Source organism: Hwangdonia seohaensis (assembly GCF_031932625.1).
Lineage (GTDB): Bacteria > Bacteroidota > Bacteroidia > Flavobacteriales > Flavobacteriaceae > Hwangdonia > Hwangdonia seohaensis.
Genome location: NZ_JAVSCK010000002.1, coordinates 417,225 through 429,440, shown reverse-complemented (window position 1 = coordinate 429,440; position 12,216 = coordinate 417,225). Strand labels below are relative to the sequence as shown.

Below are 12,216 nucleotides of genomic sequence, written 5' to 3'. Positions count from 1 at the left end.
CTCGAAGTGACATTAAAAATAAAATTTTAAAATATAAAATAAACAACAATGAAATTTAATATTGCCCTTTTAGCCGGAGACGGCATTGGACCAGAGGTTATAGACCAAGCCGTAAAAGTTAGCGACGCGGTTGCCAAAAAATTTGGACACGAAATTACATGGAAACCGGCCTTAACCGGTGCCGCGGCCATTGATGCTGTTGGTGAGCCTTATCCGGATGAAACGCATGCTATTTGTGCGGCATCGGATGCGGTTTTGTTTGGTGCTATTGGTCACCCAAAATACGATAACGACCCAAGTGCGCCAGTGCGCCCAGAACAAGGTTTATTAAAAATGCGTAAAAAACTGGGCTTGTTTGCCAATGTGCGACCAACGTTTACATTTCCGTCGTTATTGGATAAATCGCCATTGAAAAAAGAGCGTATTGAAGGTACCGATTTGGTGTTTTTACGTGAACTGACCGGTGGTATTTACTTTGGAGAAAAGGGGAGAAGAGACAACGGTGAAACGGCTTTTGACAATTGTGTTTACACCAGAGCCGAAGTGCAACGTTTAGCCAAAAAGGGTTTTGAATTGGCCATGACGCGCTCGAAAAAATTATGCTGTGTGGATAAAGCCAACGTTTTGGAAACCTCGCGTTTATGGCGTGAAACGGTGCAAGCGATGGAAAAAGATTATCCGGAAGTGGAAGTGAGTTACGAGTTTGTTGATGCCGTAGCGATGCGTTTGGTGCAATGGCCAAATAGCTACGATGTGCTGATTACCGAAAACTTATTTGGTGATATTTTAACGGATGAAGCGTCTGTAATTTCGGGTTCGATGGGTTTAATGCCATCGGCTTCCATGGGTGCCGATATAGCTTTGTTCGAGCCTATTCACGGGTCGTACCCACAGGCTACGGGACTGAATATTGCCAACCCAATGGCAACGGTTCTATCGGCAGCTATGATGTTTGAGACCGCCTTTAATTTACCCGAAGAAGGTAAAGCTATTAGAGATGCCGTAAATAAAGCTTTGGCTGAAGGCATTGTTACCGAAGATTTGGCCGATGGCGGAAAAGCCTACGGAACAAAAGAAGTAGGCGACTGGCTGGCTGCAAATATCTAAAAAACAATCTCTTATAGGTGTTTTTTTAAAATGGATTTAGTAACTTTATACTAAATCCATTTTTTTTTGGGAATCTTTTTCAGTATTAATTTAAAAATAGGAATTATGAAACTATTAAAATTTACAATGCTGTCCCTTTTCTTTTTAGTAACCTATACTTTTCAATCACAAAATATTGGTGATTTTACATCAATAGACCCTAACACAGTTCAATCTGCGTCATTCGTTTTGTCTTCTAGTCATACCTTTCAAAAAATAGCTGAAGTTGGAGATGCTCTAACCGCAGGCGGAACCTTTAAGCCTAAGCCAGATTTTACGGCTTATGTACCCATAGCCAATAGTAGTACCAATGGCTATTTAAGTATAAATTCGGAAGGCAGCGCGCTTACCGATGGTGGCGGTGGCGTAATGGTTTTTGATATTAATTTTAATGCGACAACCGAGTTATGGGAAACCACAGCATCAGAAGATTTAGATTTTACTGCGGTAGGAGGTACGGCTGCCAATTGCTCCGGAGCAGTTACACCTTGGGGAACTGTTATTACTTGCGAAGAGGGTACTATACCCGATACATTCCCGCCTTTTGATGGTTATAACGACCTGGGCTGGAATATTGAAATTAATCCTGCGACCAAAAGTGTTGTTGCAAAACACTATGCCATGGGAAATTTTGCGCACGAAAATGTGGCCATACAAACCATTAATGCCATCCCTACGAGCCGTACGGTTGTTTATCAAGGTGCAGATTCAAATCCCGGATATTTATACAAGTATGTTGCTACAAATTTTCAGGATTTAAGCATGGGATTGCTTTATGTTTTTAAAGGTTCAAAGAACGGAACAGGAAGCTGGATACTTTTGGATAACACTACGCAATCCGAACAAAACTCAACATTGACCCAAAGTGGTGCATCTGGCCATGATGCTACAGTTTTTGCCGGTATTGAAGATGTAGAGATTGGGCCTGATGGCATGGTGTATTTTGCCGTAAAAGGGGAAGGTACCGTATATCGGTTTTCCGATTCAGATCCCTTGGAAACATCGGCTTCAACCGTAACCATGGAAACCTTTGTTGGTGGCGGTGCAAGCTACGATATAAATGATGGTACCAGTACAACCTTGGTTGCTTGGGGTAATGGCAATGATAATTTGGCTTTTGATTGCGATGGGAATTTATGGGTGTTTCAAGATAGTGGCAATAGTTTTATTTGGGTTGTAAAAAACGGCCATACCCAAGCAAGTCCGGATGTTGAAATTTTCGGAAAAGTTCCAATAGGCTCTGAGCCAACGGGTATCACATTTACTCCAGATTACAAATATTTATTTATGTCTATTCAGCATCCGGATCCAGGAAATGCTGCTAATCAGGTTGATGCCGCGGGAAATACGGTAGATTTTGATAAAGGCACGAGTTTAGTGATTGCTTTATCTGAAAATTTAGGTTCGGCACTTTCGGTTGAAGATGAGAATTTTGATGATGGATTTACGTTTTATCCAAATCCAATAAAATCATCAAAGAATTTAATTATAAAAGGAAATCAAATCAATAATATAAAACTATATGCCATTTCGGGGAAAAAACTACTAGATGTTGATTATAATGACTTGAATGAAGTAACATTGAATCTTAAAGATATTCAGTCTGGTCTTTATCTTTTTAAAGTGAATGATAAAGCGGCTTCAAAATTGGTTATAAAATAAACCTGGTAACAACAAAACTGAAAAAAGAGGCCGTCTGAAAAAGTCAATTTCTATTCTAAATGTCACATTGAGCGCTGTCGAAATGTTTTGGTTTTCAGAACATTAAAACTTCGACTGCGCTCCGTTTGACTCAGGCAATCACTTTTCAGATACAGCCTCTTTTTTAATTTTAATACTACATTTTATTTTAAGGTTCTAAGGCAAACGCTGCACTTTTACCGGCATCGCGTTTTACTCGCGAATAACCATCTGTTGCCATGGTAAGCACCCTTAAATTTTGCCCAAAAGCAGCTTTTCCCTCACCATTGTCATAACACTCGCCAAGTAATTCGGCTGGCGTAAAATGCTTGCTGTATATACCGCTGCTCAATGTATATCCAGAGGCGCTGTCTATAACCATGCCGTGGGCATTTGCCTCAGGAACGCCGCCACAAGTGCCTTTTACAACTCCAAAGCTAAACACTGCAAAATTATTGGGGTGGGTTGCTTCAAAGGTAATTTCAAGATCAGCTTCAACACCGCCCGGTTTATAATTTACAAAACCACAGCAATCCAACGAAGCCGGTGCTCCGTTAACATTGATTGTAAAAATATCGGCATCACAGCTTTCATTATCAAATCGCATCAGAATTTTAAAGGCATCTGCAGTGCCTCCGCTTTCCGCAGTCCCAGTTGGGTCTTCAAGTAACGGATTGGGCGCATTTTCACTAAAACTGGCATTACCGTATTGAGGTACTTTAAATGTTGATCTGGAAATATTGCTCAGCAGATTTCCGGATTGGTCAAATAATTCCAATTTAAACTCATACAAACCATCTCCACCTAGTGTAGACTTATCTGGGCCTAACAAAGTAGTAGAATCAAACTGCATGGTACGCATATTGTAGGTTTGCTCATGCCAAAGTGGGTTTGACTCTGGAACGTTAAATGGCGCTTCGTCGGGTTGTTGTGGCGGGATGATGTATAAATTATCATTACCGCCAACGATCTTAGGCCCCAAATTCACACTGTTTGTACCAATCTGGGTGTCGTTGTTTGAATCTAGATATTCATAATCATATCCTTTTCTCACTTCTCCACCTAATGGGATTAGTGGTATAAAGTCGTCGTCTTCGTTGCCTGCTGCCACTAAATCTGCAAATGTTTTTTGACGATAGCTCCAGCGATAATAATAAATACCACTGTTTGGAAGGTCGCTTCCAAAGCCCATATAAAAAGAAGGGTTTCCACCAAAGGGACGCTTATAGTCGCCTACTGCCGTTGTTATGGGGGAAACATCACCATTGGCCGAGGCATCCGTCAAGCCAATACGGTCGTAAGGCACGGTTTGCCCCGGAGGTGCTTGTAGATAGCTGTTTTGATTAATATGCGACACACTCGTGCTTTTGCTAATCGTTCTAACAAAAACCAGTTCACCTCCAATTGGGCAATCGCAACAACAATCTACCGGTACCCTTGGGTCTGTGATATGGATGATTATATCGGTTCCGCAGATATAGTTCCAATGGGTATGGCAGGGGATTGGTGGTCTGTAAACGGTTGTCCATTCGCCGTTGATAAAATATTCTACCCAAATGTAGATGTCCGGTTTATCACCAAAACAATTATAGGTTATACTAGCGTCAAAACGTCCGTGGGCATTGGTTTTTACCACGGCCAGTTCTTTACAGCGATAGAAATAGCGCCACCACCAAGGCCATAGGCAAAACCAAGGATGGAATAAAGCATAATTCTTTACGATGGCTTCACGGATGATATTGGCGTTTCCGGTTTTTAGTTTTTGCACAATGGCATCATCCAAATTGGGTAAATTGGCTGTAATTTGCTGACGTTTCATCTCAACCGAAGTCGTATCGAAAAGGTTGAATAACTGAGGCTGAGGCTGGGGCAAATCAGGTGTGGTCCGAAATTGAAAAGGAGGAGGGTCTGGGATTGGAATTGGAATTTTTTTCACCCTTTCCGGTTTTAATATGGCATCGGGAATTTTGGTAATAATGTAATCGGGTACTTTATTAATCCAATAAAAAATGTTGTCTATTTCACAAATGTGCACACGGGCACGACACACAGGTTTGTCCTCCCAAACATTACCACCGTTAAACCATTTTGATATTTTACCCGTTACACGGCATTTACAGTAAAGCCAATATTCAGAAAACACATCGGGTATGGGTTTTATTGAAACACCGCCTTCGTTACTGGTTACCATTATGGGTTCGTAAGCCTTATAGACTTCCAGTTCTTTAAGGGTAGTAATTTTCAAAGCACGTTTATCGGCAGCAGGAGCAATGAATAATCGGAGATCGTCTATTTTCGTGGTATTCCGAAATGCTCTTGGTTTTCGCATGTCCTTAAGACTGAATTGCAATTCGTTGTTTCTAACAGGTTGTTTTTGCAACAGTCTTCCTTTGCAGTTAAAAAGAAACCCGATAAGGTCTATTTTTTCTTTAGGTTCTTGTTCATAACTCACTTGAATCTTGAACTTTAAATTCTGATTTTTTGGGTTTTCTGCCATGACTTGTAGTTTTAGATTTGTTGCTTACTCTCTTTTTATATTCGGATTTTCGGCTTACTCCTTGATATATTTATTCATTTTTATCATAGAAAAAAGAGCTAATAAAATAAGTGTCAAAACGAGAGATGCACAGAATTAAAATCCTGTTGTAATTAAAACTTAGAGAGAGAAAATTGTACTAATAAAGGAAGCTTAAATGATTTGTGAGAGCGTCTTAATCATTTAAGAAATAATCAGGTTAATATAGTGCATATTATCTTGCGGGTCAATCCCCATTTATAGGTATTTTCAGGCCAACTATCTTATAACCAAAAGATTGGTGATGTAAAGCAACGGTATTGTCTTGAATACATCCAAGGAAAACCTCAAATGTTTTAAAGCTGATCTTTAAACGTCGTGTTGCTCGGTAATTCGAAAATTTCCAAATCGAAATAGGGAAGTGCTGCGATAAGATGATCGAAAACATCGGCCATAATATACTCGTAATTGGCCCATCGTTTGTCGCTACTAAAGGTATATATTTCTAACGGAATACCTTGTGTTGTTGGCGCCAATTGACGCACCATAATCATCATATCTTTATTAATTGCCGAATGGGCTTTTAAATACGAATCGATATATTTTCTGAAAACCCCAAAATTTGTCAAGTTTCTGCCATTAATCAGGAGTTCCTTGTTTATGTCGTTTCTCCTGTTATTCGCCTTAATATCGTCTTGTCTGCTATCCAAATACCCCGTAATCAACTGTATTTTTTTAAGCTTTTCAACCTCGTCATCGGTTAAATATTTAATCGTGTTTTGCTTAATAAATAAGGCCCTTTTAATTCGCCTTCCACCAGAATCCGACATGCCTCTCCAGTTTTTAAACGAATCGGAAATCAACGCATAGGTTGGGATGGTAGTAATGGTTTTATCGAAATTTTGCACTTTTACGGTCGCCAAGGTTATTTCGATAACATCGCCATCGGCACCGTATTTTTCAAACGTAATCCAATCGCCAATGCGCACCATGTCGTTTATGGACACTTGGATGCTGGCAACAAAACCCAGAATGGTATCTTTAAAGATTAATAAAATAACGGCCGAAATAGCTCCTAATCCGGTAAGAAATTTTAAGAATGGAATATCTGTAATTACGGCTATGGCCGACATAAAACCCGCTATCCAAGCAAAAATCATAAATACCTGTATGTAGCTATCAATGGGTTTATCCTTTAATCGCGGTAAGGTTTTAAGGTAATCTTTTATGGTGTTTAAAATGCTTCTTACAATCCAAAGTATTAAAACGATAGCGAATACTTCCAAACTTTTTTTGATGAAGTTTTCAAACGTAGGGAAATCAATAAATACTACGGGAATATATTCTATTACAATCAGTAAGGGGATAATGTGCGCAATGTTTCGTGGCGCTTTGTTGGCCACCAAAATATCATCGAATTTTGTTTTGGATTTCGCGGCAAATTGTGAGAATGTGCCCCTTAGCAATTTTCTGATGATATAATCAATAATAGACACAACAACTATTAAAATGATTAATAAAGCAAGCATGTTTAGGTATTTGGCAACCGTTTCGGTTGTTCCTAAAGACACTAAATAATCATAAAAAAAGTGTGTGTATTTTGAATCCATTTATTTGGCAGCTTTTAAGTAGTTTCTGTCCACGTAAAAGGTGCCGAACGGAATGATAGAGGCCAAAAGCACCACGGCGAATTGTTTGTTGTTCCAAGAAAAATCATTCTTAAAAACAAAAGCTAAAGCGATGTACGCAATAAACAAAATGCCATGTGGCATTCCCAGAAGTTTTACGTATTGCGGATCATGGGCCAAATACTTAATGGGTGTCGCTATAAATAGCAATAAGATATACGATATACCTTCTAAAAGGGCAACAAGCCTGAACATGTTAATAAATGAAAACATAGACACTTAATTTTGTGCAAAAATAGCACAGAAAAGTGGATAAACAGTACGTTTTAAGAGAATTTTATAAAGCGTTGAAAATAATAAGACCGTAAATGGCGAAACGCAATAATCTGAGTGAGCCGTAAAGGACCACATTTTTAAACGGAAACTCTATAATGCCAGCAGCGATACACGAAATTGAGAAGGGTAGTGGTAACAAAGCGCCGACCACAATTAAAAAACCGCCCCATTTTTTTGAGTTTTTAAGCTGCTTTTCCATTTTAACCTCCAGATAGCTGTGAACCGATGGAATTCTGGTAATCATTCTTCCCATCCAATACGATAACAGTCCACCGCAATACGACAAAATGGCCAAAAGACTTAAATAAAACCAAGGGCTGTACATTTTACCTGCCCAAGCAATAAAAACCTCTGGTGGTATCAATCCCAAAAGGGTTTCTGATACAAAGAAAAAAGACAACACCCCAAAAGCGGGCAATATTTCGGTAAGTCGCGTTAAAGCCGCATTGATATTAAAAAAGTGGTTTACGGCATAAACCGCAATAACTATAGCAACAATGTATGGCAATGCTTTTAGTACAGCTTGCCAAACAAAAGTATAAAATCCGGTATACGAATAGTACTGGTGCAATAATTGCAGCCGCGATTTTTTATCCTTTGATTTTTGCTTAGATTCGAGTTTCATTTTTTTTACTCAATACTTTAGAGAGGGTGCAAATATACAACATGCATTTTTCTTATGAAATATTTTTTTACCAACAACTTGTTAATTAATTCTTATAGTGGGAGTTAGAGGGGGTTTTTGAATATTCTATTTTACATAATGTAAATTATAGTACAAATATAACAATTAGCGTAATAGTGCTTTTGGGCGCTATTTGACATAATTGCAGATATAATGTCTTAGACTTATATCGATAGTAATTATGACAAGCTAATTGTGGCTTCCTAGTTATTTTTATAATTTAAACAATAAAAATCTATGAATAACTTCCAACGCTTGCCTGAGTTTATATTGAGCGCAGTCGAAATACCAAAATAAAAGCTACCCTTTTTGCTCTTATTAAAAATCGTGTATTCGATAAAATATCCGTAATAAAAAATTTTAGACGATTCTCGTGAGCTTGCCACAAGAGCTTAAATTTTATGAAGGATAAAATTCTAAGCACTTATTCTATTCTTGTTACTATTTAATCTTTTTTTAATTGTAACTATAAATATTATATAAAAATAGAAATTAATACTTTGAACTTCTAAAGGTTTTATTAATTCTTTTTTTCTTGATAAAAAAAGAAACAAAAAAATCAAGTAGGTATTTTAAAATATAATTTTGGAAACAATTAACGGCTCATTCGCTATATTTTAGACTATTTGGCGTTAAGAAAATGTACCAAAAGTACATTTTTAGTTAAATACGATTTGAAACGTTATTTCAGTAAAGTGTTGTATCCAAATACAATCATCCACTGGATCACTGCATTTGTATAGCCTAAAAATATGCACGCTCTTTTCACCTTATTGTTTTACCAAAATTCTATGAGGTCGTTTTATAACAAATATGTAACTTTGTTTATATACAATGAAAATTTATGGTTACACAAACTTTAACCGAATATATTCGAAGAATTTCAGTTGAAAGTTGCTTCGAACTTTCGGCATTTACAAATGGTTGGACGACTTGGAAAGCAAGAATTACAGCTATATTAGGGTCACAATACAATCAAAGCGACATTCTTAATTTGGGTGATAATTTGTCAGATATATTTTTATCTACAAGAGCTGGTGGAAGAACACAAGACTCGTTATCTGGTGGTGGCTATGGCTGGGAAGGATTAGTATGTTGGTATTTAAACCTTTGTTTTGCAGGAACAAGAGCTGTAGCAGTTAGAAAAACATCTAACTTACCAGAACCTTTAAGAGATTGTATTTCTGTGAATTACGGTAATTTTAGAAGTAATACGGAGTCAGATATAGTTATTATGGTTTTCCCAAATCAATCAGAGTTTACAAACGATAGAAGTACACTTAATTTATCTGATAGTCAAGGAAATGTTATTCCAAATGTAAAAAGAGGAAACTTTAACTATAAAGAGATAGTTAATAGGTTAGCGGAATTACATTTTGATGATTTTGAATTGGGTGTTATTCAATGTAAAACTAACTGGAACGATAATGCTCAAATCCCTATGTTATGGAGTATGATTTACGAAACCAATACTTTTGCAAATAATTCGATATCGTTAGGAAGAAACAATTATAGTATGAAGGATTTGGCGAATTTTTCGTATTCTTTTATGACGGTTCCAACAAATGCTTTATCTACCTATAAACAAAATTCGACTTCTGTAAATAGAGTTAGAAACTTAACTGGAGGCAATTATTGGGGTTACCCAACAAGTAGCTCAATAGCAAGTTCAATTAAAGAAATTTATAACAATAATTTCAGAAATGTATTTCCAACAAATGTTAGAAGAAGTATTGCTAATATACTATCTGACTTAAATGGAGATTTAGATTATTTTGATATTACTTGATGTTTTTTAAAATTTCTGTCGCAATTGCTCTTGCCATTAGTGGTGGAACAGCATTACCAACTAATGTATATTGAGGTAATTCAGTCTTTCTATTATTTCCACCAGTAGAACGTTTTCCTTGAAAGACAAATGAGTCATCAAATGATTGCAATCTTGCCATCTCCCGAACTGTTAGAGCTCTTGGAGAGTTATAATGTATGTAGTCATCTGGAATTGTCATAATAGTAGGACTTTGATTATCTGGTTTTAAAACATTATAATTTCTTTTATTAGATGATAAACCACATTCGTCCAATTTAGTTTGAGCTTTTTTATAATCTCCTTCTTTTAAAATTATATCAAGTCGTTTAATTACGTTTTCTCCTTGATTACTTGTTTTATGATTATGCAAAATGTCATGAACTCTTAAATTATTAATTAAAGCTTCAGTACTCTTTACATAAAATGGTTTCTTTGCTTTTGTAAATCGACCGTTTAGTCTACCTTTTTTACTCCATTCTGCAAATGTTTTTCCTTTTGTTTTTATTGGCTTACCTTCAATTGAACGAGTTTTTAAAAGACTCCTCATTTTTTTTGCAGTACCATTAAATTGTTTCGAAATATTAACTAATTGATAATTGTGGGCTTCTTCATTATTTCCAATGAAATCTAAATCATGTAAAGCTTCAAATACTGTGACTTTTTCCTCTTCGGTAACAGTTGCTGGAATTTCAGAAATGAATTTTTGGTCTTTTCTACATCCTATAAATAAAACTCTTTCTCTATTTTGAGGAACTCCATAATTTGATGAATTAGCAACAAATGGAGCTTCAATTCTATAAAGTCTTATATCGTTTATTATAGTATCTAATTCTTTGCTTTGTTTTGTATTACAGTTATCACGAATCAGCGTAAGGCAATCATCTATATTTAACACATAAATTTTTAACGCTTGGATAATATCATAGCAAGATTTTTCAAAGTCTTTAGCAACATTCAATCTACTAAAAGCTTCTTCTATTTTATTGATAATTTCATTAGAATCTATATCAGTAAGAAATTGAGTAAATGAGTCAACAAAATAATCGTTGTCAATATTACAGAAATCCTTCTCGCGTATAATGTCACGCTTTAATTTTTCCCATTCCTTATTTCTAACTAACAGATTAAACCCATGTCTAATTGTACTAATTCTTTCGTCAGTTTTACTTGTTTTGTAATCTGCAATATTAGGTGTTAACTTTCTAAATTTAGAGTCAATTGCTTTAATATAAGCTTCTTTAAATTCTTCAGCTTTTAAATCAGTATACTGCTCTATTTCAACCCTTTTGACTAAACAATTCAAAAGAAACTCATTTTCTACATTAGATTTTTTTAAAGATTTAATAAAAGTTGTTAGCCTTGGAATTTCTTTAATATCAACAATAGAATTAATTTCTTTCAGAATTAATTCTTTAATTTTTCCTTTCTCTTTTGTTAGTATCCCTTTTACATTCTCCATTATAAAATACTTTGGTTGAAGTACTTTTATAACCTCTAAATAATGAGAAAATAAATCATCTTTTTTATCAAACTTCTTTCTTTTTCCTGCTAAACTAAAACTCTGGCAAGGTGGCCCACCACAAACAACATCAACTTTTTTGTCTTTGGTTTTTGAGAGCAAATTATCTAAAAAATCAGGTTCTGTGATATCTTGACATAAAAAATCTGCATCTAAACCTAATTGGTGATTATAACGTACGACGTGAGTTAATTCAGAATTTTCATTAATGTCATTTGCAACAAGGAAGTCAAAAAATTTGTTATTGTGTTCAGCTTGAATAAAACCCTCACTAAATCCACCAGCACCTGCAAATAAATCTACAAATGTGAATGGTTTTCCATAAAGGGATACTTGTTCTCTAACTATATTAACTTTATGCCCTTCTTTGTATGCTTTAACAAAGTCTTTAAGCTTTAACTTTATTTCTTTGTTGGTATAACTCTTTTTATAAGAATTATTTAATAACTCGTCTGCCCTATCTTTTAGATAGCCTAAATAATGATTGATTTCAGTAACTCGCTCTGCATTTTCTTTTACAAGATGAGTATCAATATCAAAATCTTTTGGTTTAATTTTTTCGCCTGTTGATAGTTTAACTTGTTCAGAATTACAATTAATTCGTAAATGAATTGGAGCAAATCCTTTTTTATCAGTTTTATCGAGATAGAAATTTATTGTAGCCATATTTATTGTGCGGACGTTTTTGCGGACACGGACAAATTTACGGACACTTTTAAAATAATCCTACTAAAATTTTAAGATTTTATTAAATTCATTCTACACACTTTACGCTTCCCTCCTACGTCGTCGCATAAAAAGTGTTCCATTAACAACGCAGAGAAACATTTGTAAAGAAAAAGTAGTAACAACTTTCGCTTTTGCCAAAGCAAAGTTACATAACGCGGAACATTATAA

Annotated in this window: 8 protein-coding genes; 3 read left to right on the top strand and 5 right to left on the bottom strand. The window is 35.7% G+C overall.

Going from position 1 to position 12,216, the window contains the following annotated elements; translation table 11 throughout:
• Positions 1–48: 48 nt before the first annotated feature.
• A complete protein-coding gene (gene leuB, locus RNZ47_RS07105) occupies positions 49–1,107 on the top strand; it encodes a 3-isopropylmalate dehydrogenase (protein WP_311938198.1) in 1,059 nt (352 codons plus the stop codon).
• Between the two features lie 105 nt (positions 1,108–1,212).
• Positions 1,213–2,808, top strand: coding sequence for an alkaline phosphatase PhoX (locus RNZ47_RS07100; RefSeq protein WP_311938197.1), 1,596 nt, complete (start codon positions 1,213–1,215; stop codon positions 2,806–2,808).
• A 187-nt stretch (positions 2,809–2,995) separates the two neighbouring features.
• Here RNZ47_RS07100 and RNZ47_RS07095 read toward each other — a convergent pair whose 3' ends face one another.
• The 4 genes from RNZ47_RS07095 to RNZ47_RS07080 all read right to left on the bottom strand — a co-directional run bounded on the left by RNZ47_RS07095 (position 2,996) and on the right by RNZ47_RS07080 (position 7,930).
• A complete protein-coding gene (locus RNZ47_RS07095) occupies positions 2,996–5,323 on the bottom strand; it encodes a hypothetical protein (protein ID WP_311938195.1) in 2,328 nt (775 codons plus the stop codon).
• A 374-nt stretch (positions 5,324–5,697) separates the two neighbouring features.
• Positions 5,698–6,951, bottom strand: coding sequence for a mechanosensitive ion channel family protein (locus RNZ47_RS07090; protein ID WP_311938193.1), 1,254 nt, complete (start codon positions 6,949–6,951; stop codon positions 5,698–5,700).
• Positions 6,952–7,242 (bottom strand): DUF3817 domain-containing protein, encoded by a 291-nt coding sequence (locus RNZ47_RS07085; protein WP_311938191.1) that lies wholly within the window; start codon positions 7,240–7,242, stop codon positions 6,952–6,954. It abuts the gene before it with no gap.
• 64 nt (positions 7,243–7,306) lie between these two features.
• Complete coding sequence (locus tag RNZ47_RS07080) at positions 7,307–7,930, bottom strand: YqaA family protein (RefSeq protein ID WP_311938187.1); 624 nt, start codon at positions 7,928–7,930, stop codon at positions 7,307–7,309.
• A gap of 904 nt (positions 7,931–8,834) precedes the next feature.
• Here RNZ47_RS07080 and RNZ47_RS07075 point away from each other — a divergent pair.
• Positions 8,835–9,779 carry a hypothetical protein gene (locus RNZ47_RS07075; RefSeq protein WP_311938181.1) on the top strand — a complete coding sequence of 315 codons (945 nt, stop codon included), beginning with the start codon at positions 8,835–8,837 and terminating at the stop codon, positions 9,777–9,779.
• Here RNZ47_RS07075 and RNZ47_RS07070 read toward each other — a convergent pair.
• A complete protein-coding gene (locus tag RNZ47_RS07070; protein ID WP_311938178.1) occupies positions 9,772–11,985 on the bottom strand; it encodes a DNA cytosine methyltransferase in 2,214 nt (737 codons plus the stop codon). The genes RNZ47_RS07075 and RNZ47_RS07070 overlap by 8 nt on opposite strands.
• Positions 11,986–12,216 lie beyond the last annotated feature (231 nt).

What these genes read in the sequence shown, in the direction of transcription:
- leuB (WP_311938198.1), top strand. Translation starts at nt 49, where the DNA reads ATGAAATTTAATATTGCCCTTTTAGCCGGAGACGGCATTGGACCAGAG.
- RNZ47_RS07100 (WP_311938197.1), top strand. Translation starts at nt 1,213, where the DNA reads ATGAAACTATTAAAATTTACAATGCTGTCCCTTTTCTTTTTAGTAACC.
- RNZ47_RS07095 (WP_311938195.1), bottom strand. Translation starts at nt 5,323, where the DNA reads ATGGCAGAAAACCCAAAAAATCAGAATTTAAAGTTCAAGATTCAAGTG.
- RNZ47_RS07090 (WP_311938193.1), bottom strand. Translation starts at nt 6,951, where the DNA reads ATGGATTCAAAATACACACACTTTTTTTATGATTATTTAGTGTCTTTA.
- RNZ47_RS07085 (WP_311938191.1), bottom strand. Translation starts at nt 7,242, where the DNA reads ATGTTTTCATTTATTAACATGTTCAGGCTTGTTGCCCTTTTAGAAGGT.
- RNZ47_RS07080 (WP_311938187.1), bottom strand. Translation starts at nt 7,930, where the DNA reads ATGAAACTCGAATCTAAGCAAAAATCAAAGGATAAAAAATCGCGGCTG.
- RNZ47_RS07075 (WP_311938181.1), top strand. Translation starts at nt 8,835, where the DNA reads ATGGTTACACAAACTTTAACCGAATATATTCGAAGAATTTCAGTTGAA.
- RNZ47_RS07070 (WP_311938178.1), bottom strand. Translation starts at nt 11,985, where the DNA reads ATGGCTACAATAAATTTCTATCTCGATAAAACTGATAAAAAAGGATTT.